Origin of the sequence: Roseburia sp. OF03-24 (assembly GCF_003463035.1) — a bacterium.
Classification (GTDB): Bacteria; Bacillota; Clostridia; order Lachnospirales; family Lachnospiraceae; genus Roseburia; species Roseburia rectibacter.
This window is the reverse complement of the sequence record NZ_QSCK01000044.1, coordinates 1-24,220: the sequence shown is the minus strand read 5'-3', so window position 1 is coordinate 24,220 and position 24,220 is coordinate 1. Positions and strand designations below refer to the sequence as shown.

Genomic DNA, 24,220 nt, shown 5'->3' with positions numbered 1-24,220 from the left:
AAATATTTTTTTAATCAGATTCACACATAAAACACTAAAAATTTACGCACCACCCAAGGTTGTAAAATGAGTTCCCCGGAGAAGGGTGTTTCACAACCTTGCGGCTGGCAAATCGCATCAAGCCGGGACTCGTTTTGTGACTTTGGGAGAAAATTAGAAAGTCTTAGTATGCCCGTTCACAATACAGTGTTGTGCTGCCATGGACGGCAGCACAAGTCCTAATGTGCCCGGATGGCACATTTAGGACGCACACGTCACTCCGGCATAAAACTAAATCAGGCATACTTAGACTTTCTTATTTTCGGACAACGGAACAAAACAGTCCCGGCTTGATGCAATTTGCCAATCGTAAACCCCCGGAACCACCCTACACAGGGAAACTCATGTCACCCACAAACCACAATTAGTCGGGCATTTCATAAGATTACAAAAAAGCAGCCCCTGAACCGCCCTCACGTGATTCACGACCTGCTTTTCTTTTTACGCTACACGAATGACATTCAACACTTCCCCATATGCTGCTTTTTTGTTCTCTAAAGCCTCTTCTGTCATCTCTTCTGTTACAAAGCCAAGTTCTCCTGTAACACCCTGCGCATCAATATAGTCTACATTTCCAAATATTTTTTCCACAGATGCCTTATCTGTACCTGACACTCTGACAAAGAAACGGTTCTTTGCGCTACGGTAATCTACCAGCTCTAATTTCTTTGAACTCCACTCCACCGGTATATTCTTATCAAGATTCTTTGCCATTTCCACAACATCCGCAACAACTGCACTGGCTGTCGGGAGTTTTCCTGCACCGCTTCCATAGAACATTGCATCTCCAAGTACATTTCCACGGACAAAGATTGCATTGAACACACCGTTTACATTATATAACGGATGTTCTTTCGGTAATAAGAATGGGGCAACCATTGCAACATACCCGCCGTCTGTCTTTTTGCTTGTTGCAAGAAGTTTAATGGCTCTTCCCATGGCTTTTGCATATTTAATATCGGTCGCAGAGATATGTGTAATTCCTTCTGTGTGGATATCCTCAAAATCTACCTGCTGTCCACAGACAAGTGATGTCAGAATTGCAATCTTTCTGCAGGCATCATACCCTTCAATATCGGCTGTCGGATCTTTCTCCGCATATCCTTTTGCCTGTGCGTCTTTTAATACCTCGTCAAAATCTGCACCCTTTTCTGACATCTCTGTCATCATATAGTTTGTTGTTCCGTTAACGATTCCGGTAATCTCCTCAATTTCATCAGCAGTCAGACAGGAATTTAACGGACGGATGATCGGGATACCGCCACCGACGCTTGCTTCGAACATAAAGTTAACATTTTTCTCTTTTGCAAGTGCGATCAGCTCTGCTCCTTTTGCTGCTACTAACGCTTTGTTTGACGTAGTAACATGTTTTCCGGCCTCTAACATTGCTTTTACAAAGGTATAAGCCGGTTCCACACCTCCCATGGTCTCAACGACGATCTTTACCTCAGGATCTTCTGCAATCGTCTTATAGTCGTGTACGATCTTATCCTGGATCGGATCTCCCGGAAAATCTCTTAAATCCAATACATATTTGATCTCTACCGGCTCTCCGACACGTTTTGCTATGCTGCTTCCGTTGATGTCAAGTACCTCCACAACACCAGAACCGATTGTTCCATATCCCATTACTGCTGCTTTCATTTTTCATCCTCCAAGTTCGTCTGCCAGACTATCGCTTCCATCCTCTCAGACAGACTTTATTATCTTTCTATCATTTTACACATCTTACATGCATATTTTATGAACTACAATATATGATGCATCTGCCATGTCTTATTCTCTTGCAAGAATCTTCACATAATGAATACCTTCCTGTTCCTCAATGTGCTCTAACATTTCAGCCACATCACCAGTCTGTGGCAGGACATCCACACTGAGTGTAAGAGAAGCGATACCGTTGATCGGTATACTCTGATGTATCGTAAGAATATTAGCATGAAACTCTGCTACGGTCTTTAATACAACGGATAACAGCCCCGGTTCATCATCCAACTGAATGACAAGCGTAATCGTCCTTCCCTTTGCCGTATCATGAAATGGAAAAATATCATCTTTATATTTATAAAAAGAACTCCGGCTGATGCCAACTTTTTCTGTTGCCTCCTGCACAGATGCAATCTTACCGGATTCAATCAGCCGCTTTGCCTCGACTACTTTTAAGAGGACCTCCGGAACTGCTTTTTCTTTCAGTACATAATACTGACTTTTTTCTTTCATGTGACTCTATCCCTCTCTTTAGAAATTCATCTGTTGTGTTTGTTGCACGCTGACACTTGTCCTCATGAGGAAGATAATAACATAAAGAGGCTGCCAACGCAACCTCTTTTTTATCATGTCAGGAACATTTTTTCATTATGCTGTTAAAATTTTTTGCTGCCTCCACCATGTTTTACGCCACTGCTGCTCGTATGTACCGTACTCCTGCCGCTGTCTTCTGCTTTTTTCTCTTCTATATGACGGTGTGTCACAACAGTGTTCACAAGCACATCGCTGTGTTTCTTTATATTCACTGTTCCAGACTCGTGAGCATCATATTTATATTTGCCATTCCTTAATTTGCAAAATAGTACAAGCACCAGAAATACAATAGCGCCCGGGATCAGTGCTAAAACAACGGAGGTGATGACATATTCTGCCGGCGTGATCTCAATATCCGTCTCCTCATACTCATACTGATTTGACGGGATTCCTTCATCATAATAAACCAGCACATCTTTTAACATTACAGACAGACACTGTTCATATTCTCCATCTGAAATCGGTTCATATCCGTCATTTAAAATATCCTCAATACGCGCATCCGTAAGATACTTAATCGCAATGCCACCGGTAGAAATACAGATTTCACGGTTCTGCATATCGATCAGGAGTGCAACACCATCACCGTTTTCTGCAATCGCATCAAAGAAATCATCCGCATATTCCTGCGTGGTTTTTCCGTTTGTGTCATCCGTCGTCAACACCAGGATATTCCATCCGGTCTTCTCTCCCGCAGCATCCAGTTCACTCTCAAGCGTCTCGATTTCTTCCGGTGTCAGAAGCGCAGCATCATCATATACCGTCTGTTGTGGAACATTTTCTTCTGCTGCAAAGCATACATGCTGTCCGCCTGCTGCAAGTAAAATCGTAAACAGCCAGGCAAATACGATACCCTTTAAACATAAAAATCTTTTCTGTCTCATGCTAGCCCTCCCAGTAATAAAATGACCAGTGATACCAGACTGACGATTCCACTGACAAGTGAGATTTTTTTATAGTCGATCGGGAGTTCGCCGTACACCTTTCCAGTCTGTCCGTTCATGGAAAAATAATAGATTTTTTCGTTTTTCGCCTTGTATGTAATTGTCCATACCGGTAGAAGCGTATACGACCACTTTTCTTTTAATGCCCGGAAATCTGCATTTTTTACCGACACGGAACTGTATCCATTTATTTGTTCCCGCATCAGTTTTTCTGCACTCTCATGCGCTTCCTGCTGCACTTTCTTTTCTATCTGTTTTTTTTCAATATCACGCTTTTCTGCCAGAAATCCAGACAGAAATCCAAGCTGAAACTTTTTCACATCCTTAAAATCATAAGGCATTACACCGCAGATCAGCTCCTGATTTGCCTTTCCAAGTGCATTTTCCGTCAGGTTTTCAAGTTTTACATCACCTTCTCTTGATACCTGATAATACTTTGTCTCCGTATATTCCGTGTTTCCGGTTCGCCACACGCGGACATTTCTCGCCTCGCCTTGCATTTTTCCCTCCAGGCTGGTATTGTAATGCCAGTATGGAAAATATACACCTGTGATGCTCTCGACCTGCTTTTTGTTATAAAAGGCACGCGGGACAAATTTTTTCTTGCAGACATAATCTTTAAAACCTTTTTCTGCATCTTCCCGCGACACAGAAAACGGAATCACCTGATCCGGCAGAAATTTACCTTCCAGCCGTCCGCCAAGCACGACCGGATTATGGCAATAATAACAGAAAGTCGCCGCTGTAGTGGCATCCGTCACAATCTGTGCACCACAACTCGGACAGGTATAGGTCACTGCATCAGCTTCCTTCCCTGCTTCTTTATCTGACTCTTTATTTTCCGTGTTATCTTTTTCTGCTCCACTACCTGCTTTATTTCCCGGCTGGCTCTGCTTCTTATCCTCCGGTTTACCTGATGCTTTTCCTGCGCCCGCAGCATCTGCATTTTGAGGTTCCGTCGTCTGTGCCGGCTTCATGGCATCTAACTCTTCCTGTGAAAACAGACTGAAACAATATTCACATTTATACTTTTGTGTGGAAGGATCAAAAATCAGTTCTCCATCACAATTTGGACATTTAAAACTGATCACTGCCATAATTAGTTCCTCGCTTTTCCACAGTTACTGCAGAATTTTCCTTTGTTGACCTGACCACATTCACACGTCCACTCTGCTGCCGGTGCCGGTTTTCCACACTCACTGCAGAATTTTCCTGTATTGACATGGCCGCATTCACATGTCCACTCATTCTTTGGTGCAGGTGCCTGTTTTCCACATTCACTGCAGAATTTTCCCGTGTTGGTGTGACCGCACTCACAGGTCCATGTGCCCGCTGCACTGCCTGCCGGATTTGGCTGGCTCTGGTTCATGGCTCCCGCATTCTGCCCCTGATTCATGCCTCCTGCCATCTGGCTCTGTGCTGCATTTCCATACATCTGCCCCTGCTGATCCTGCGGTGTCTGAAGTGCGCCAAGTCCTGACAACGTCTGGTTCATCGCATTCATGCCCATGCCGACTCCCATAAACCCGTTCATGGCTCCTGCTGCATTGCTTCCTGCATCACGCACACCCTCGGTCAGATTTTTGACTGCCATACCGCGCATTACATTGAAGTCACCACCGAGCATTGCTCCCTCATTTCTCATGTTGATGAGTTTCTGGGACTCCTCATCATAAGATACGCTCGCAATACCGACACTCTGGATCTCCATACCGCGCATCTGGTTCCACTCTTCATCGAGCGTATTCGCCATATACTTTCCAAGTTCTCTTGCCTTTGAAGTCACATAGGAAATTCTTGTTCCATCTGCTGACATCTGGTTAATTGATGCCTGCAGTGCCTCTAAAAACTCGGACAGATACTGTTCATTGATGGATGAGATCTCCACATGATCCTGGTTTTTCGGGATGACTTCCGCATAGAACTGCAGCGGGTTGGTAACTTTAATGGAATATGTTCCATGGGCACGCAAAAACAGTTCCGCATTATAAAAATTGTCAAAATAATTGATCGGATTTCTGGTACCAAATTTGATTCCTTTGATTTCCTGCAGATTGATAAAAAACACTTTCTGCATCGTTGGTGTCTGACCACCGAATTTGATACGACTGAAAGTTTCTTTTACCGCTTCTCCAAGTTCCCCGTTAAACATGGATGGCATAGATGAATTATCCACCTTATAATATCCAGGCTCAGCCGTGTAATCTACAACTTTTCCTCCATCTACAAGCATCATAAACTGATTATCATACACATGGATCACTGAACCGTTGCTGACCGTATCCGGTGTTCCCTTCCGGTTCTGTCCTTTTCGGATCAGCACACCGCTCGTAAAGACAGTGTTGTCCCCCATGTCATCTGCTTCGTAAACTTCTAACCACTGATCGGCTAGACCTCCACCGATTGCCTGCGTAATCGCTCTGATAATTCCCATAATTAATCCTCCTTGTTTTGCGGAGCAAAATGCGACTGCCTTTGCAGGAGCAGAGGATTTTCCTCCTTGTTTTGCGGAGCAAAATGCGACTGCCTTTGCAGGAGCAGAGGATTTTCCTCCATTGTTTTCCATCCTTTGTTATGAATGATGGTAGTCCGTCTCATCAAAACTATGTAATGTCCATACTTTCAGGTTCAAAAGCGTTACCGCTGAACCACAGTACTCACAGTAAGCTGCGCCGAGATTTGTAATCGGCGCACCACAGTTCGGGCAGGTAGTTCCGACTGCATTGTCCATTCCTGCAAGTTTTTCATTCTGAATATACATAAGCTGTACATTATATCTGGTCTGTTCCGTCAGCTCTTTACTGCCACTTAAGACTTTTCCCGCTTTTTCACAGTAATGCAGATACCCGACTGCACTCTGGAATGTAATCACACAGGTACCCTGCTTTTTCTCATAATCAGCAATCTCTGTCTGATGGATCTGTATCTGTTCGTAGTGCTCTGTGACTGACTCCGTCTCATTTTCACGGATTCTGTTTTTGATCTGCGCTAAAAACTCTTCCGAAACGCCATCTTTTATCTGTCTTTCAAAAATGCCGGCATCTGCGGCAGAGATTGCCTGCAATGCCAGCATGAGTGCATTTTCCACTTTATCCTTAAACTGTTCGATATGAAAATCAGGAAAATCCCTCTGGATCTGCGGCAGAAAAATCCGTGTCATCGCAGAAACGGATTTCGGTGTTACCGCAAGCTCTTTTGCCTGTTGTTCTAATCCCTCTGTGATGGAATCTGTGCCAAACGCCATGCGGGACAATCTACGCAGTTTTTCCCGCACGATCCGGTATGCCGCATATCCCGCACCACAGGATATGCAGACAACAAAGACAATCACAAGGAGCGTGACAGTTCCCTTACTCATCGTCTCCTCCAAGTCCATTCGGGCATCCAAGTGAAAGCCATTTCAGGTAACCATTGATAAAAATATCGATCTTTCCATCCATGACGCTGTCTACATTTCCGGTTTCTACACCGGTTCTGTGATCTTTTACCATCGTATATGGCTGCATAACGTAAGAACGGATCTGGTTGCCCCAGCCGATCTCTGTCACTTCGCCACGGATATCTGCAGCTTTCTCTGCATTTTCCTGCTGCTTTAACAGATACAGTTTTGCCTTTAACATCTGCATTGCCTTATCCTTATTCTGGAACTGGGAACGCTCATTCTGACACTGTACCACGATTCCGGTCGGGATATGCGTGATACGGATTGCAGAGGATGTCTTATTGATATGCTGTCCGCCGGCACCACTTGAACGGTAGGTATCGATCCGCAGATCGTCCTCATTGATCTCAACATCAAGATCTTCCTCGATATCCGGCATGACATCGCAGGATACAAACGATGTCTGGCGCTTGCCGGCTGCATTAAACGGTGAAATACGAACCAGACGATGTACACCTTTTTCAGATTTCATGTATCCATATGCATTCTCTCCGTTGATCTGGAATGTAATGGACTTGATACCTGCTTCCTCTCCGTCAAGAGAATCTAAAACCTCCACGGAAAATCCTTTGTCCGATGCCCATCTTGTATACATACGATAAAGCATTGCCGCCCAGTCACAGGACTCCGTACCGCCTGCTCCTGCATGTAACGAGACGATCGCACCATCGGAATCATACTCACCGGATAACAGAGTCTTGATACGGATTCCCTCATAGGTCTTCGTAAACTCATCAAGCATTTCCTGGATCTCCGGGATCAGGGAAGCATCATTTTCCTCATATCCCATCTCGATCAATGTCTCAATATCCTCAAATTCTGTCTTTAAGGATGCATAAGTTGCGACATCATCCTTCATGCTCTTTAATTCTTTCATTTTTTTCTGGGAAACAACCGGATCATCCCAAAAACCGGGATCTTCCATTTCCCTCTCTAATTCCTGGATCCGCTGCTCTTTATTAGCCAGGTCAAAGTGAATCCCTCACTTCCTGCAGCGGTTCCCTGTATGTGTTCAGGGTCACTTTAAATTGATCAAGTTCTACCACAGTATCACCTCTTTCTGATATTTAAGATATATTTCTATTGTAAAGTATGCGCTCTTTTTGCGCAATGCCTTCTCCATATTTTTAAGAGAATCGCAAGAAGTAAAAGACCTATTGCTGTTCCCGCTGTATCAATGCAGACATCCTTAAACTGTCCGGAACGCCCTGGGATAAACAGCTGGTGGATCTCATCTGTCGACGCATAACAAAAATTGAATCCAAGTACTGCAATATAATGCATTTTCCCCTGTATTCCACACGAACCCAAAAATGCGAATGCGATCCATCCTAAAATTGCATATTCTGTCATATGTGCAGCTTTCCGGATAGGATATTCAATATTTCCTGCTATCTTTCTGATCTGTTCTGCTGTCAGTCCCCAGTTAAAAATATCATCTGTATCTTCAACCAGACGGTATGAGATCGTACCGCTGATCTCGGAAGATTCCGTCGCTGGCTGATTGGAAAACCAGAATATGATAAACATCCAGCATATCAGCATGATTCCCAGAATCAACCGCATTACTGTTTTGTTCATTTTCCGTTTAATTCCTCCGTGAGTACTTCCACTGCTTTCTGGATCTGGTTATCATATTTTACATCATATTCCGTTCCATCCGGATCTAAATATTCATATTCCAACTCAATATCCGGATCAATTCCAACACTGTGGATATAGTTTCCATTCGGCGTAAAATATTTTGCTGTGGTAAGTTTCACTGCATCCCCATCTTCAAGTGGGAAAATAGTCTGAACGATTCCTTTTCCAAATGTAGTTGTTCCGATCAATGTGCCATATTTGTAATCTTTGATCGCTCCGGCTAAAATCTCAGATGCACTTGCACTGTCTCCGTTGATCAGCACTGCAAGTGGATATTCCATGTAAGTGTCTCCACTTGACGTATATGTTTCGCGGTGACCGTTTTTGTCTTCCGTGTATACAACTGTGCCTTCCGGAAGAATATCATCTAAGATCTGCACAACAGCGGTAACGAGTCCTCCACCATTATAGCGCACATCCAATACCATTGCTTTCATTCCCTCTTTATCTAACTCTGCCACTGCTTTTTCAAACTGGTCTGCAGTCTCTGTCTCAAAAGAATCAATATGGACGTAACCGATATTATCGTCAAGCATCTGTGAAGACACACTTGGCAGTGTTACATTTTTACGCTCTACATCAAAAGATAAATTTTCCCCGGTAGAAGGACGGTATACTTCTAAATGTACCGATGTCCCCTCCTCACCACGGATCAGTTTTACCAGTTCCGTCACTTCCATGCTTGTGGCATCTGTTCCGTCAACCGAAGTGATCACATCATCTGCAAGCAGTCCTGCTTCATCCGAAGGTGTTCCTTCATATATCTTGGAAATTGATACTACCATCGTATCCGGGTCCTGCCTTAACCCCGCACCGATTCCATAATACTGTCCGGTTGTGCTCACCTGCATCTGTTTATAATCTTCTGCATTATAATAGACGGAATATTTATCCCCAAGACCGCTTATCATGCCCTCATACAGTCCGTCCTGTAATTCGGTATCATCCACCTCGTCATAATAGTACATATCTGTATATGCTTTCAGTTCATTGATCTTCTGAACCGTTTTTGCATCCAGGATCGAGTCCGTCTTACCAGATGCATTCGTTATGTAGATTTTTGCTCCTGTTGCTTTTGTAACTACGCTCAGTGCGACAAATCCAACAAAAATCGTCCCTGCAATACCGTAGGCCACACCTTTTGCCATCTGTCCTTTTTTGCTTTTCTTCGGTTCTCCGATTTGCTCTGGCATAATCTCCGGAACCTGCTGCTCATTTTTATTTTCCATATTCTGTCTCCATTCCTGCGCTGTTTTTATGTTGATTTTTATGCTGCCGTTTTACGCTGCCATTCACACCTGTTGTGTGACCAGCCGCATTTTTATTTCATATTGCCTTTTATACTACACTCCACATTACTTATCATATCATTCATATGTGAAGATTCGCTGTCCTACTACATCGGGACAAAATTTCCCATGAAGCTTCGGATTTCGGATGTCAAAAGGTGGTTCACAACTTAGCGGCTGTCAAATTGCACAAGGCAGAGACTGCTTTTGTGACTTTGGGAGAAAATTAGAAAAGCTTAGTATGCCTGTTGATACACAGTGATGTTCTGCCACGGATGGCAGAACAAGGCAGCATCGAGTCACGGATGACTCGTTGTTGCCGTTCACGTCACTCCGCCACAACCTAAGCTCAGGCAAGCTTAGCTTTTCTTATTTTCGTACAACGGAACAAAACAGACACTGCCTTATGCAATTTGACAATCCCAAAATTAAAAGCCACCTTTTGACACCCAAATCCAACCAATTTAAAAAGGACCACCGCGCATTGCGGTAGTCCCAAAAACATCCGCATCATCTGCCCAGATAACTCCACGGGCTGACATAGCTTCCGTTTAATGATACACCAAAGTGTAAATGATTTCCAGTAGAAATACCCGTACTTCCGACCTGTGCGATCGTCTGTCCGGCAGATACTGTCTGACCTGGTGAAACCAGAAGCGCAGACGCATGCATATATACAGTATATAATCCACCGCCATGATCGATCATCACATAATTGCCGGCAGCACTGCTGTAGGATGCCGTCGTAACCGTTCCATCCGCTGCCGCCACGATCGCAGCACCTCCGGACGCTCCGATGTCAATTCCTTTATGATTGGAAGAAGCACCTCCCATCGGCGACACACGTGTTCCATAATCACTGGTCACACGCGTACTGCTCGGACAAGGCCAGGTGAAAACTCCTCCTGTATATGGATTATCCTGCTTGCCTGCAGCCGCTTTCTCTGCTTCGATACGCTTGATCTCCGCAATGATTTCCTCCTGTGCCTTTATCTCCGCCGCATAGAAATCTGCATCACTCTGTGCCGAATCGATATTTCCCTCAATTCCGGCAAGTTCTGTCTCACGCTGTTTCATAAGTGCTGCAACCGAAGCCTTTTCCTGTTCAACAGATGCTTTTTCCTGCTCTACTTCTTTTTTTATTTCCTCTAATGTGGCATAGTCTTCTTCTAACTGTTTTTCCACATTCTCAATATAATCCACTGTGTCCTGATACTCGTTAAGCTTTTTTCTGTCATATTCCTGAATCTGTATGATATACTCAGCAGAATTTAAAAAATCTGAAAAACTCTCTGAACTGAAAAGTGCCTCAAAGTAGGACTCCTGTGCATTTTCATACATAAACTGTATGCGCACTTTCATATCCGCATACTGCTGTTCTTCCTGCTTTTTTGCATCTTCAAGCTGACTTTTCGTATCCTCGATCTGGTCTTTTTTCTCAGTCAGCTCCTGATTCTTCTGCGCAAGCTGGTTTTCGAGTGCAGTGATCTGACTTGAAATATTCATTAGCTGCGTATTCAGGTCATTTACTTTTTCCTGCACATCCCCTTTGGACTCTTTGAGCTCGTTTATGGTCTGTTTTGCATCTTCCAAAGCCTTTTCCAAAGCTGCTTTTTCCTGCTGCGCTTCTTTTAAAGATGTGGATGTATTTTCACTTTTCTTTGCACTGCTGTTTTCTGCTGCCGGTGTTATCTGCACTGTGGCAGCCACACCGATCATCACAATCAGTAATACAGCCGTTATCCTGTGTATCCATTGACTTTTATTAATTATCATACCTTTAAATGTTTGCGGATTGTAATCCGGCTTCCAATAAATCCAATACCAACACCAAGTAACAATGCCACAGGAACCAATGTGTGGAATACCTGATCCACACTTAAGAACTGTATCATATTACTGATAAATTTAAACTTATCTCCAATATATAATATGATCTTCTCATATAAAACATACAAAATACCAAGCGGAATCGCCGCTCCGATCAACCCGATCACGATTCCCTCAACCACAAACGGGGCACGGACAAAATAATCCGTTGCACCGATCAGTTTCATAATTCCAATTTCTTCCCTGCGCACGGAAATACCGACCGTGATCGTATTGCTGATAAGGAAAATCGCAACGCCAAGCAAAATCAGGATGATTCCTGCAGAAATGTAACCGATCAGACTGTTAAAATCAGTCAGTGTATGCGCTACCATTTCAGACTGTTTTACAGATCGTATTCCATCTATGGACTCTAAATAAGTTACTAACGTACTCTGCATTGATATATCATTCATATAGATAGAATAACTTGCAGAATTGGCAAGCGGATTATCACCAGCAAAACTTGAAGCCGCATCTTCATTACCATCAAAATAAACATCTTTAAAACTTTCCCAGGCTTCATCCGCAGACGTATATTCACAATGGGATACCTCAACGCGCTGCTTGATCAGATCACCGATTTCCTCAATGCGCTGTTCTGATATACCCGCATCAAAAAATACTGTGACCGCCACGCCGGATTCGGCATCTTTTACCATTGCCTGAAAATTGGTCACGATTGAATAAAAAAGACCAAACAAAAAGATACACGCTGTCATCGTCGCAATGGATGCGAGTGAAAACATCTTATTTTTCCAGATGTTGACCAGTCCCTGTTTAATCGTATAAAAAAAAGTACTAATCCTCATAATCGTAATCTCCCTCGCGTTTTAATACATCGCGTTCCGTCAGGCTGCGGCTGATAGCATTATCACCAGTCACAATACTGCTGGCTGTATCACTGTCATCCACGATTACACCTTTCTGCATGGTAATAACACGTTTATTCATGGCTTTTACGATCTCAAGGTTATGGGTAACAACAACAACCGTTGTACCATTGTTATTGATCTCTTCCATCAGCTTCATGATCTCCCAGGCATTATTGTTATCCAGATTACCGGTTGGTTCATCTGCCAGAAGAATCTTCGGTTTATTGATAAGTGCTCTTGCGATTGCAACTCTCTGCTGCTCACCACCGGACAACTGTTTCGGATATGAGCGGTATTTTGCTGCCAGTCCTACCATGGAAAGCATCAAAGGAACATTCTTTTTGATGGAACGCGTGGATTCTCCGATGACTTTCTGTGCAAATGCAACATTATCATAAATATTACGATCCTTTAACAAGCGGAAATCCTGAAATACCACGCCTATCTTACGACGGAATTTCGGGATTTGTCTTCGCCTGATCTTATTTAATTTCTGACCGTTTATTGTGATCGTACCCTCCGTCGGTTCAAGTTCCTTCAATAAAAGTTTAATCAGCGTAGATTTTCCGGAACCACTGTCCCCGACGATGAATACAAATTCTCCTTCTTCAATGTTAAGACTCACGTCATTAAGCGCAGGTATTCCTGCAGAGTACGACTTGCTGACATGTTCTAACTTAATCATAGCAATCTCCATTTCTAGTAGTCTAACGACTCCATGTACTTCATGTATTTTACTACCATAAGTGCGATCTTAAAAGTAATGGCATCTTCAAACACACGCAGATCAAGTCCGGTTGCTTTCTGCAGCTTGTCCAGACGATATACCAATGTGTTACGGTGAATATAAAGCTGTCTGGAAGTTTCGGAAACATTCAGGCTGTTCTCAAAAAACTTATTGATCGTTGTAAGTGTCTCCTCATCGAACTCATCCGGTGATTTACCATCAAAGATCTCTTTGATAAACATCTTGCAGAGTGGGATCGGGAGCTGATAGATCAAACGTCCGATTCCTAGTGTAGAGTAAGCAATAACATCTTTTTCCTCAAAGAAAATCTTGCCTACATCAAGTGCCATTCTTGCTTCTTTATAGGAACGAGATACTTCTTTGATCTCTCCGACGATCGTACCGTATGCCACATGTACATCACTGTCCGAATCAGAACGGAACAGATTTACAATGACCTCGGCGGTCTTATTCATCTCTTCGTATCCCTCGTTCTCGCCTACTTCTTTTACAACGATAATGTTTTTCTCATCGACTGCGGTGACAAAATCTTTGGTCTTTCCTCCAAAAATGCCACGAATACGTTCAAGTTCATTACCGTCTTTGTCGCGGTTGGTCTCCACGATAAAAACAACACGTCTGACTTCCGTATCAATATGCAGTTTTTTGGCACGATTGTAAATATCAACCAAAAGCAGGTTATCCAAAAGCAGATTCTTGATAAAGTTATCTTTATCAAATCTCTCTTTATATGCTACCAGAAGATTCTGGATCTGGAAACTGGCAATTTTCCCCACCATATAGACGTCATCGCTGTCGCCATTGGCAAGCAGGATGTATTCTAACTGATGATCGTCAAACACCTTAAAAAACTGATAGCCGTTTACAACCTGGCTGTCTGCAGGAGATTCCACAAACGCAAGCGCCGGCTCCATATATTTGTCTGCTTCCGGAAATGTAGCAGCCAGCACCTTCCCCTCTACATCAATAATGCATAAATCAATGCGGGTAATTCCTTTCAACCCATCAATTGTATTTTGAAGTATCTGATTTGAAATCATAAGCTCCACTCCTTCTATCTTCGTTTCATTTGAAACACACCCGGCAAATCGGGCTGCTGTGTACATCAGCTGTCAATTTCTGTATGCCACAGTACATAACCTCCATTGCACGCATGGGCAACTTTCACAATAAAAATATACCCATTGTCCCCACTTAAAAATACCTAAATTCTATTTTAATGCAAAACAGCAAAAAAAGAAAGAGGAAATGCATATTTTTTATGCACTTCCTCAATGTATCCTGCTTTTTTCCCATTTTTTACAGTGTACATAGTTCACAAAGAAAATTTTCAGGACATCTGCTCCTGGAATCCCTCACCGAGTACCTCTCTTGCATCTGAAACAATTACAAATGCATCCGGATCCACTTCGCTTACGATCTCTTTTACCTGAACAATCTCTTTTCTCGAAACCACACAGTAAAGCATGCATTTTTCCGCACCGGAATACATTCCTTTTGCGTGAAGCCCTGTCACGCCGCGCTCTAACTCTGTCATAATACGTTTTGCCACCTGATCATAATGGTCTGTGATAATAAATGCAGCTTTTGAAAACTTTAAACCTTCCATCAGCGCATCTGACACTTTGCTTGTCACAAAAATTGCAACGATCGCATACAATGCCACATGTACACCAAACACAAACAGTCCGGCGATCACAACCGCTCCATCTAAAAACTGTATGATCTGTACCACGGAATAATGTTTATAGTAATGCTGGATCAGGGTCGCCACCATCTCCGTTCCACCGGTTGTTGATTTTGCCAGCAGCACAAGTCCCATTCCGACACCGCCAATACAGCCGCCGAAAATCGCTGCCAGCACATAATCACCATCAGTAAGATCGATAAGAGGCAGTATATAAAGCCAGAGGGAAAGAAGAAGTGTTCCAACGATCGTTCTCCAGATAAAACGTTTCCCCTTGATCTTAAAAGCAGCTAAAAATAACGGCACATTGAGCACAAGGTTCGTCAGCCATAAAGGAACACCACCCGGAATCAGTCTGCCAGTCACATCTTTTATAATGATTGCAAGACCGGTAAATCCTCCTGTTACCATACTGACCGGATCATAAACACACTGAATACTCACTGCGATCAATGCCGTTCCCACCAGCATAAGGATATAATCCCAGACCAGAGATCTTTTATATAAAAACTTCTGCATACCAAACCTCAGCTTTCATACTTTTCAATACTGTTTTTTAATCTGATACGGTGAATCAGATTAAAGAAAAAACCTTTGATCTTCGATCTTTTCCGGTGAACTTCAAATCCGCCAATTCCATACCATAAATTCGCATTGATCTTGTCACGGTGTTCTACAAGGAAATGTTCCTGTTTTGGGGATGGAATGATCGAAATGATCACAGCCGGTGTTGCAGCATTCAGCTCATTGATCACACCCTCAAGATCTCCAACGCAGTTTTCCGTCGCAGCAGCACCAGCCAGTACCAGCTTGGGATATTCCTCACTAAGTTCCTGTATTAATTCATCAACAGCCTCCTGTGTTTCTCCAATAACAAAAACAGATTTACGGTTACGCTCCACACGCTTTAAAAATTCATCTGAAAAATCATTTTCTTCTGTTTCTCGAATCCTCTGCATCGTATCGACTCCCGCCGCCTGAAGGATTCCTTTCTCTCCGATCACTGCCAGATCAAGGGATGAGATCACCTCTTTTAACACAGGATCTGTTTCCGACTCGGTAAGCATCTGCATGGAAACCATCTCGATAACATTTAACACATTATTATCATACCAGGCTTCCACGCGCATGATTGCTTCCCGCACTGTATAATTGTCCAGTTGTATTCCAAGAATATCTATCTTCTTAATCATTTTACACCCATATTCATTTCCATATATTGAAAAAATATACGCGAACAGTATAGCAGACATGGGGTAATATTTCAAGAAATACTAACCGTATCTTATTTTTGCTCTGAATTTTTGGCTGTTGTAAACAGTTTCTTTAAGCAGCTATATGCAACCAGAACACCTAATATCATAAGTAAAAGTGCGACAATAAGCTGTAATCCATCCACTAAAAACGTTGCATTGTGTGCGGCAATATTTGATACCAGTGCAATCGTTTTCTGCACCAGGGCTGTAAATGTAACTGCCAGCATTACGAACATTGGTATGTAAAGTGTCCATCCGGTTCTTCCTGTTGTCTTTAAGAACACAGCCAGTGCGATCAATACCATTGCTGCAAGGAGCTGGTTTGCAGAACCAAATAACGGCCAGATATTATTGTATCCGCCAAGTGTCAGCAGATAACCGAAGAATAATGTGATCACTGTCGCAAAATATTTATTGGTCAGTACACGCTGTGCAGGTGTCATCTTTTCTGGATCGGTGCTGTCTCCATAAAACAGTTCCTGAAAAGACATACGTCCGATTCTCGCTACAGAGTCAAGTGATGTTAATGCAAGTGCCGATACACACATAGTCATAAATACAGTTGCAACCTGAACCGGAACACCAAGTTTCTCTAAGAAGCCGGCAACACCGGAAGAGAAAATTGCAAACGGTGTTCCCTCAGGTTTTGTTCCACCGACTGCAACGGCTCCGACAACTACCAGTGCCACAATACCAAGTAATGATTCTACTACCATTGCGCCATAGCCGATCATCGGCATATCTTTTTCATTGCTGACTGTCTTAGAAGAAGTACCGGAAGATACAAGGCTATGGAAACCGGAAACTGCACCACAGGCGATCGTAACAAATAATGTCGGGAATAATCCACTTCCATTTACATTAAACCCATTAAATGCATTTAACTGCATCTGCGGATGTGCAACGACAACTCCGACAACTGCACCGATAATCATACCGAGCAGCATAAATGTTGTCATGTAATCCCTCGGCTGCATCAGAAGCCACATTGGAAGAACAGATGCCAGGAACAAGTATGCCATGATGATGTAGATCCATGCTGTCTTTGAAGCATAGATTGGAAGTTTCATACCAACTGCAAACATCACAACTAAAAGAGCGATCGCAACAACTGCTTTTACCCATTCATTCATTTTTCCAACATGCTTCTGGATCACGCCAAAGATAACAGCTACAACGATAAATAACATCGAAATAGATGCTGCTGCTGAGTTTGCATAAGCAGTTCCTGCGCTGTCTAATCCGACACCATTAAATGTTCCTGCTACCATATCAGTGAATGCTGCGATAACAAGCAGTGTAAACAGCCAGCAGAACAGCATGAATAATTTTCGTCCTGTCTTACCGATATATTTCTCAATGATCATTCCCATCGATTTTCCTTCATTCTTTACGGATGCATACAGTGCGCCAAAATCCTGTACGGCACCGAAGAACAATCCACCGATGATCAGCCATAACAGAACCGGTACCCATCCAAACACGGATGCTAAGATCGGTCCAGTAACAGGTCCTGCTCCTGCGATGGAAGAAAACTGATGTGAAAATACGGTAAATTTTGATGACGGTACATAATCCTGTCCGTCCTCATGTGTATAGGCAGGTGTTTTTGCATTCGGGTCGATCCCCCATTTTTTTGCAAGCCACCTTCCATACAGCAGATATCCTGCTGCAAGTGCTACAATTCCAATTAAAACAATTACTAATCCATTCATAACCTCTTACCGTCTGCACACTGCAGACAACTCCTTTCTTTTTTTTCAGATAAATAAAAAGACTTTCGTCTGATAGATGTTTATACATCCAAAAGACGAAAGCCTATACTTCCGCGATACCACTTTTCTTGCCATGTTCCCATGACCTCTCTGCCCCATCATATATTCTGTGTACCATATATGTATATATCATATCACACATATACATATGCCTATCGTGCATCTATCATACACAAATATCCCTAACAGGTCTCTCTGTAACGGAAGAGCTCCGGTGCCGCTTACTGACCTGATGGCTTTCGGCGTACTGCTTGCAGAGGATATTATCAAAAGATGCATGTCATTTTCCACCAGCCAACGACTCTCTGTAATGCATTGCCTTCCAATAACGGTATTCTGTTCACTGCATTTGTTCTATTTATCTGTATGCCACATAGTTTAGCACTCTTTTTTCAAATGTCAACCGCTTTTTTCACATTTTAATTATTTCGAATCTTTTTTCTGAATTATCAGATATTTTCTCAAGTATTGTAATCTTTTTTCATATTTAAAAAGTCAATATCTTTTCCACAGTTTTTTATTTTATGGCAAACTTTATGATTTATACACAAAACAAATATTCGATTTTTTTACTATGTAAACCATGTTTTTTTACACCAAAAATGTGGATAACGTGGATAACTTCGTGTATAACTTTATTTTTCCACGTTTTTAGGGCATTTTAACAGTGGACAACTTTTGGGATAACTTTCTCCCTTTGTTTATTACTTTTTTTGCGCCATGATATTTTGTGCATGTTGTATACTCCACTTTTTCTTTATAGGACGTAATTTCCTATGAATTAAAAAAACAGCTATTATCCTAAGACAATAGCTGTTCTTATCATAAATTAGAAAATTCTTCTTACACAGATCGGACTTCTGTAATTTACATTGGAGAACTTGATACCACTTGACGGCGTACTTGCATGAACGATCGTACCACCACCAACATAAATAGCAACATGTCCACTGTAGCATACAATATCTCCCGGCTGTGCATCTGATAGACTTACCCCATATCCAACCCCTCTTAATGCACTGGAAGAATGAGGAAGACCTACACCAAATGCTGCATATACACTCATAACAAAACCAGAGCAGTCTGCACCGTTTGTCAGGCTTGTTCCACCGTATACATATGGATTACCGATAAACTGGGATGCATAACTTGCAACTGCCTGTCCGTTAGAACTTCCTGCTGCTGCATAGCTCTTTGAGCTTCCAGAATTCTTTGATGAAGATAACTTGCCATCTGCTTTCTTTCTTGCTGCGTTTGCTGCTGCATCAGCTGCCTCACGCTCTGCTTCCTCTTTTGCAAGTCTTGCTTTTTCTTCTGCTTTAGACTCAGCCTGTACAAACTCGATCGTAATATCTACATAATCTTTATGTACCCAGCCATCACCCTCTTCGGTGGTAACTTTTGCCCAGCCTTCCACAGACTCATCATCTGTAACAACCAGGTCATCTCCAACCGGAACCATGGTAAGAATACTTGCATCTGTGGACGGCTCTGTTCTTACATGGAGTGTTGTGGTGTTGACCTTTGCGTATTTAGTACTGACTTTCTTTGCCAGTTCCTCATCATTTGGTACTACATATTCGCAATTTACATATCCATCAACATTACCGGACTTAATACGATACCAGCCGTTATCTGTTGTCTCAAGGATTGTTCCTGCGGAATTATTGTACAGCTTACCAAGTACCTCACTGTCTGTATTTGGCTCTGAACGAACATTTACATAATTATCAACCTGCGCAATCGCAATATCTGTATATTCAGAAGCAACAACCGGTGTCTCATTCTCACTGACCTGCTCTGCCTGCTCTGCTGCTGCCTGAGCTGCTGCATCATTGCTGTCTGCAAGGCACTGTGCCAAAGCCTGTGAAACACCTGCTGCAGGTGTCTGTCCCTCTGCAATTTCAGCTGCAGTCACACTTGAAACACCTGCGACCGGGGCTGCATATGTATTTAACCCAAAGCTGCCAATTGATAATGCTCCTGCTAAAAGACAGCCTGTAATTCTTACCATTCTCTTCTTCATTTACGAAAAGCCTCCAACTGAGTTTTCATGTTTTCGCAACTATAAAACTATTTCATCGTTTGTTACGAATTTGTTACATTTATTACGTGTTTATTATAACAAAGGCATATTTCCATGTCAACCTGTATTAACCGTGAATTTTACTAAAATATTACATTTCTTTTTATTCAATTTTTCATGGAAATAGCTTATCTTTTCATGGAAATGGCTTGTCTTTTCATGGAAATGGCTTGTCTTTTCCATAGATTCCTGTCATAATAAGGTTATAAATATTTTTTCAGGAGGTGCAGTATGGATATTTCAGGTATGACGCCGGCACTTAGTACATTACAGTCCTACGACGCAGGCTCTTCTGTCAGTCAGACCAGCCTTTCCTATGCGGTTTCTACTGAACTATTAAGCCAGCAGCTCGATATGACGCAGGAAATGGGCACCGCTATGGTTCAGATGATGGAACGTTCCGTAACACCGGGACTTGGTGGAAATATTGACGTCTATATTTAATCAATCTATAAATCAGAGATTATATATCATGTCGGCAGAATAAAAAATCCCGGTACAGATGGGAATCACACCATCTGTACTGGGATTTTTCATGTTAATTCATAAGAGCTGATCTAGGATACAGTGACTATGCTTTTTATGGCTTTGCTTTATTTTACAGCAATAGCCTCAATCTCAAGCATAACATCTTTGGGCAGACGTGCAACTTCCACACAGCTTCTGGATGGAAATGCTCCGTCAAAAAATGTTGCATATACTTCGTTAATTGCACCAAAATCATTCATCTCTTTGATAAAAACAGTCGTCTTAACAACATTTGCCATACTGGTTCCAGCTGCTTCCAACAGATTAGAAAGGTTTGTCAGTGCCTGTTTTGCCTGTGCAACAGAACCTTCCGGGATTTCACCGGTTTCCGGTACAACCGGAATAATGCCTGATGTATAAACCATTCCATTTACTTCGATCGCCTGTGAATATGGTCCAATTGCTGCCGGTGCCTTGTCTGTACTGATGACTTTTTTCATAATATTTTCCTTCTTTCTGTCAATTTTTTCCTATCATAGCATATGCTTTTAAATTAATCAATTTTACGGATCGATTTTTCATTGATCTCTATCCGGCGTTCTTTATAAAGTCTTCCGACCGCTCTCTTGAACGCATTCTTGCTAAGGCCAGTCTCTCTCTTGATGACCTCCGGTGAAGATTTGTCCGTAAATGGGAGCACACCTGCAAATTCTTCAATCACCTGCATGACCTTTTTGGCATCTGCATCCATCTGAAGATAGGCTTTCTGCCGCATCGTAATATCTAATTTCCCATCAGGCTTTACATTGGTCACGGTTGCCTCGATGACATCACCGATACGGAGCGTGCTATGATCTTCAAAAGATGGAAGCATGGCGGAATACTGATCATCTACCGCAACAAATGTTCCAAAATTATCGCTGAACTCATAGACACGGCCATTTACAATATCGCCGGTATGATACGGTGATTCCAGTGACAGAAGATCATACAGATGCTTCATGCTTGCACACAGACGTCTGCTCTTATCAATGTATAACGTCACTAAAATCTCATCTTCCGGCTGAACCTTAACGGTCATCTCTTTATAAGGAAGAAACAGATCTTTTTCCAGTCCCCAGTCTAAAAATGCACCAATCTTTCCGACCTCTTTTACAGTCAGCACCGCAAGTCCACCCAATGTCAGCTTAGGTGCATTTGTCGTCGCAATGAGCCTGTCTTTGGAATCTTTATATAAAAACACCCGGAGTTCTTCTCCGATCTTCGTTCCTTCCGGCACCTGTTTTTCCGGCAGCAGCACACGGGTCTCATCCTCCATATGTTCTGCAAGATATACGCCAAATTCTACTTTTTTTATTACAACAAGTTTCTGATATTCACCTAATCTCATATTTTATGACTGCCTTTCTTTTTTCTGAATCTGAAAGCAGATGACCGCATATGGTGCACCTTTTTCATCCGCAAGAGTAACTGTGATCTCTTTCCCTTCCATCGTGACAACCGGATACAACATGTCTCCTAACATTGCCGACTTACGATACTCCGCACGAAGTCCGCAAACCACAACCTGTTCCGGCAGATACTCTTCCGCTACCAGAATGTATTTGCCATTATTCATATGATGATTTGTATCGATATAAAAACGTGAGACACGTACCGGTTCCTTTTTCACACTTTTCTTTACCGCATCATCTGGTAAACTGATTTTCCGGTCTGCCCATTCTCCCGGTATCTCATCATTAATCTCCGGTGTATAAATTTCTTTCATCCGCTCTGATATGCGCGCCGGCCGCATTTTTTCTGTGTCCATAAACACCCATACTGAATTTGCCTCAGCAAATATTATACCATCGTCTCCCTCAATCCGAAAATTCCGGTATCCATAAAATCCACGGAATGCATACGGCCATGTACTGACCTTAATATGCTGCCCCATCTGCGGATATCTGTAAATTTTTATCTCCCAGGAAGATAGTACCCATGCCACCTGTTCTTTCGCAAGATAATCCACACCAATTTCCAGATCCTCAGACTGAAAAGTGCAGCAATCCTGCAGATAATCCAGTAATGACGGTAATGTCAGTTCTTTTTCACTGTTCACTTCACTGTAACGCACACGGCTGTTAAAACTATACATAAAATGCCTCATTTCCAGGTATTTTTAAACTTCTCTGACTGATTTGCTGTATTGTTCTTTTGTTATGCTACCACATTTTGAGGCGTTATGGTAGGGATATTAAAAATTTTCTGCCTGCAGCCGTATATCCTGCCCGTAAGGCTTTTTATGTAACAAGGAATTTCAACGAAATTTCCTATTGCACAAAAAACCTCAACAGTTCTCACTGCTGAGGTCTTATTAGCAGGGCTACAAGGATTCGAACCTTGAAATGACGGAGTCAGAGTCCGTAATGTCAGGGGTTGTTCTGCCTGTAAAATCAAGGGTTGTAAGGGTGGGATGGGAGAAATTGACCTATTGATTGACCAATCCGCATTTACTATACATTATTCAATAACTGCATTCTCTCTTAAATATGCTTTTATCGCCTCTAATATATTTCCAGCTGCTTCCATTTGTTCCGCTACCTCTTCATTTGATGCAATATAAAAATCATCATAATCACTCGTTTCTCTTTTTTTCTGGAGGCGCGCAAGCAAACGACCTATTTCTCTAGGGAAAATACCTGCTGCAACATATTCTTTATTAAAATAAGCAACGACATCTTTATGCCTCTTAAAATCCGTATCTGCTAAAGCCAGCACAGCCTTCACAGCATAAAATGCCGCATAATATGATCTGTTAATCGCATCTTTAAACAAATGATTTTCCATACACAACTGTGCACTTCTTTTTGTATCTTCTGCCTGAGACACTCTATACAGACACAAATCTTTTTGTTTATCTGTCATGCAACCTGCACCCCTTCTGTTTTTACATTACGATAAAATGGAAGTGTATCTGACCAATATTCAAAAAATTCCTGATTTTTAATAACCGGCGAAAGCACTTTCCCATATTTTAACTCTAAATCAAATGCATCATCATATATATGGTTCTCAGATTGTTTTATCTGATTTTCTGATAGAGTTACCAAAATCATAATATCAATATCCGAACTCTCATTATAATCTCCTCTGGCATATGAACCATACACTATAATACTTTTCAGATTTTTCCCAAAATATTGTTTTACGAGTGTTACAAACTCATCCAATTCAGATTGAATTCCTTGTGGCATGTTCTTTCACCTTCTTTCCTTCCATTTTCTTATCTAATGCCGCCCGCCCTTTCTTTCAATAAAATATGTTTCATTTCTACACTTATTATTATATGCTATTTTTATGTCCTTTACAATACGAACCCCTTTCAATGATACTCCCAAAACATACATCTCCCCACACACCAGTAAAATAAAACAAAAGGCAGGGCTACAAGGACATATTATTCATCGTAATATCTTTTCCGTTAAATATATAGATAACGTTACTCATTGCATTCGCCATTTTCTACATACCTTTACTAATAAGTTTCCAATACCCATTATTTTCTATATATTTTTCGTAATTCACATCACTCCAATTCTCCTTTCTATGATTTTTCCACTCAGCTTCACTTAGTCTAAAACGGCTTGCGCTTGATATGAAACTATTCATTGTTATCAAATATCTCCTTTTCTCATCCTCATCTAAATCAAATGATTGAAACAAGTCAATTATTTCCTTCGGAAAGTTTTTTTGGGAAAATATATATATAACCTATATTATTCACGGCACAGCCGTGAAAGTGGCTGAAAACCACA

The 24,220-nt window shown here is 42.0% G+C and carries 23 protein-coding genes; 1 reads left to right on the top strand and 22 read right to left on the bottom strand.

Going from position 1 to position 24,220, the window contains the following annotated elements; genetic code table 11:
- Positions 1 to 480: 480 nt before the first annotated feature.
- The 17 genes from DXA60_RS17120 to DXA60_RS17035 all read right to left on the bottom strand — a co-directional run bounded on the left by DXA60_RS17120 (position 481) and on the right by DXA60_RS17035 (position 19,895).
- Positions 481 to 1,683, bottom strand: a complete 1,203-nt coding sequence (locus tag DXA60_RS17120; protein WP_117922512.1) for a homoserine dehydrogenase — start codon at positions 1,681 to 1,683, stop codon at positions 481 to 483.
- Positions 1,684 to 1,815: 132 nt separating this feature from the next.
- Positions 1,816 to 2,259, bottom strand: a complete 444-nt coding sequence (locus tag DXA60_RS17115) for an ACT domain-containing protein (RefSeq protein WP_117922511.1) — start codon at positions 2,257 to 2,259, stop codon at positions 1,816 to 1,818.
- 143 nt (positions 2,260 to 2,402) lie between these two features.
- Positions 2,403 to 3,224 carry a TPM domain-containing protein gene (locus tag DXA60_RS17110; protein WP_117922510.1) on the bottom strand — a complete coding sequence of 274 codons (822 nt, stop codon included), beginning with the start codon at positions 3,222 to 3,224 and terminating at the stop codon, positions 2,403 to 2,405.
- On the bottom strand, positions 3,221 to 4,381 hold the full coding sequence (locus DXA60_RS17105) for a TFIIB-type zinc ribbon-containing protein (protein ID WP_117922509.1): 1,161 nt from the start codon (positions 4,379 to 4,381) through the stop codon (positions 3,221 to 3,223). Before DXA60_RS17105 ends, DXA60_RS17110 begins: the two co-directional genes overlap by 4 nt.
- Before the next feature lie 2 nt (positions 4,382 to 4,383).
- Positions 4,384 to 5,718, bottom strand: coding sequence for an SPFH domain-containing protein (locus tag DXA60_RS17100; protein ID WP_117922508.1), 1,335 nt, complete (start codon positions 5,716 to 5,718; stop codon positions 4,384 to 4,386).
- Positions 5,719 to 5,856: 138 nt separating this feature from the next.
- Positions 5,857 to 6,642 (bottom strand): TIM44-like domain-containing protein, encoded by a 786-nt coding sequence (locus tag DXA60_RS17095; RefSeq protein ID WP_117922507.1) that lies wholly within the window; start codon positions 6,640 to 6,642, stop codon positions 5,857 to 5,859.
- Positions 6,635 to 7,772 (bottom strand): peptide chain release factor 2 gene (gene prfB, locus DXA60_RS17090; RefSeq protein WP_117922506.1). Its coding sequence is split into 2 segments (ribosomal slippage): positions 6,635 to 7,696 and positions 7,698 to 7,772, totalling 1,137 coding nucleotides; the frame shifts between segments, so codons are not numbered across the junction. Before prfB ends, DXA60_RS17095 begins: the two co-directional genes overlap by 8 nt.
- A 34-nt stretch (positions 7,773 to 7,806) precedes the next feature.
- Complete coding sequence (locus DXA60_RS17085; RefSeq protein ID WP_117922505.1) at positions 7,807 to 8,307, bottom strand: VanZ family protein; 501 nt, start codon at positions 8,305 to 8,307, stop codon at positions 7,807 to 7,809.
- The gene (locus DXA60_RS17080; protein ID WP_117922504.1) at positions 8,304 to 9,599 is read right to left on the bottom strand and encodes a S41 family peptidase; all 1,296 of its coding nucleotides are present in this window, start codon (positions 9,597 to 9,599) and stop codon (positions 8,304 to 8,306) included. The genes DXA60_RS17085 and DXA60_RS17080 overlap by 4 nt, the downstream gene beginning before the upstream one ends.
- A gap of 570 nt (positions 9,600 to 10,169) precedes the next feature.
- Positions 10,170 to 11,435: a murein hydrolase activator EnvC family protein gene (locus DXA60_RS17075; RefSeq protein WP_243006940.1), complete on the bottom strand. Its 1,266-nt coding sequence runs from the start codon at positions 11,433 to 11,435 to the stop codon at positions 10,170 to 10,172.
- Positions 11,432 to 12,340: a permease-like cell division protein FtsX gene (gene ftsX / locus DXA60_RS17070; RefSeq protein WP_117922502.1), complete on the bottom strand. Its 909-nt coding sequence runs from the start codon at positions 12,338 to 12,340 to the stop codon at positions 11,432 to 11,434. The genes DXA60_RS17075 and ftsX overlap by 4 nt, the downstream gene beginning before the upstream one ends.
- Positions 12,330 to 13,088, bottom strand: coding sequence for a cell division ATP-binding protein FtsE (gene ftsE, locus DXA60_RS17065; RefSeq protein WP_015520859.1), 759 nt, complete (start codon positions 13,086 to 13,088; stop codon positions 12,330 to 12,332). The genes ftsX and ftsE overlap by 11 nt, the downstream gene beginning before the upstream one ends.
- Positions 13,089 to 13,102: 14 nt before the next feature.
- Positions 13,103 to 14,191 carry a PucR family transcriptional regulator gene (locus DXA60_RS17060; protein ID WP_006855194.1) on the bottom strand — a complete coding sequence of 363 codons (1,089 nt, stop codon included), beginning with the start codon at positions 14,189 to 14,191 and terminating at the stop codon, positions 13,103 to 13,105.
- A 290-nt stretch (positions 14,192 to 14,481) separates the two neighbouring features.
- Positions 14,482 to 15,357, bottom strand: coding sequence for a YitT family protein (locus DXA60_RS17055; protein ID WP_117922501.1), 876 nt, complete (start codon positions 15,355 to 15,357; stop codon positions 14,482 to 14,484).
- Between the two features lie 8 nt (positions 15,358 to 15,365).
- The gene (locus DXA60_RS17050; RefSeq protein ID WP_243006939.1) at positions 15,366 to 16,031 is read right to left on the bottom strand and encodes a WecB/TagA/CpsF family glycosyltransferase; all 666 of its coding nucleotides are present in this window, start codon (positions 16,029 to 16,031) and stop codon (positions 15,366 to 15,368) included.
- A gap of 92 nt (positions 16,032 to 16,123) precedes the next feature.
- On the bottom strand, positions 16,124 to 17,809 hold the full coding sequence (locus DXA60_RS17045; protein WP_117922499.1) for a carbon starvation CstA family protein: 1,686 nt from the start codon (positions 17,807 to 17,809) through the stop codon (positions 16,124 to 16,126).
- A gap of 889 nt (positions 17,810 to 18,698) precedes the next feature.
- Positions 18,699 to 19,895 carry a C40 family peptidase gene (locus DXA60_RS17035; RefSeq protein ID WP_117922498.1) on the bottom strand — a complete coding sequence of 399 codons (1,197 nt, stop codon included), beginning with the start codon at positions 19,893 to 19,895 and terminating at the stop codon, positions 18,699 to 18,701.
- Between the two features lie 291 nt (positions 19,896 to 20,186).
- Here DXA60_RS17035 and DXA60_RS17030 point away from each other — a divergent pair, with 291 nt between their 5' ends.
- Entirely contained in the window at positions 20,187 to 20,399 is a 213-nt protein-coding gene (locus DXA60_RS17030) for a YjfB family protein (RefSeq protein ID WP_117922497.1), read from the top strand.
- 149 nt (positions 20,400 to 20,548) lie between these two features.
- On the opposite strand, the gene DXA60_RS17025 is transcribed toward DXA60_RS17030, so the two are convergent.
- The 5 genes from DXA60_RS17025 to DXA60_RS17005 all read right to left on the bottom strand — a co-directional run bounded on the left by DXA60_RS17025 (position 20,549) and on the right by DXA60_RS17005 (position 23,659).
- Entirely contained in the window at positions 20,549 to 20,923 is a 375-nt protein-coding gene (locus tag DXA60_RS17025) for a RidA family protein (RefSeq protein ID WP_006855202.1), read from the bottom strand.
- Positions 20,924 to 20,976: 53 nt separating this feature from the next.
- Positions 20,977 to 21,813 carry a CvfB family protein gene (locus tag DXA60_RS17020; protein WP_117922496.1) on the bottom strand — a complete coding sequence of 279 codons (837 nt, stop codon included), beginning with the start codon at positions 21,811 to 21,813 and terminating at the stop codon, positions 20,977 to 20,979.
- A gap of 3 nt (positions 21,814 to 21,816) precedes the next feature.
- Positions 21,817 to 22,560, bottom strand: coding sequence for an acyl-[acyl-carrier-protein] thioesterase (locus DXA60_RS17015; RefSeq protein WP_117922495.1), 744 nt, complete (start codon positions 22,558 to 22,560; stop codon positions 21,817 to 21,819).
- A 365-nt stretch (positions 22,561 to 22,925) separates the two neighbouring features.
- Positions 22,926 to 23,330, bottom strand: a complete 405-nt coding sequence (locus tag DXA60_RS17010; RefSeq protein ID WP_117922494.1) for a HEPN domain-containing protein — start codon at positions 23,328 to 23,330, stop codon at positions 22,926 to 22,928.
- Complete coding sequence (locus DXA60_RS17005; RefSeq protein WP_117922493.1) at positions 23,327 to 23,659, bottom strand: nucleotidyltransferase domain-containing protein; 333 nt, start codon at positions 23,657 to 23,659, stop codon at positions 23,327 to 23,329. Before DXA60_RS17005 ends, DXA60_RS17010 begins: the two co-directional genes overlap by 4 nt.
- Positions 23,660 to 24,220: the final 561 nt, after the last annotated feature.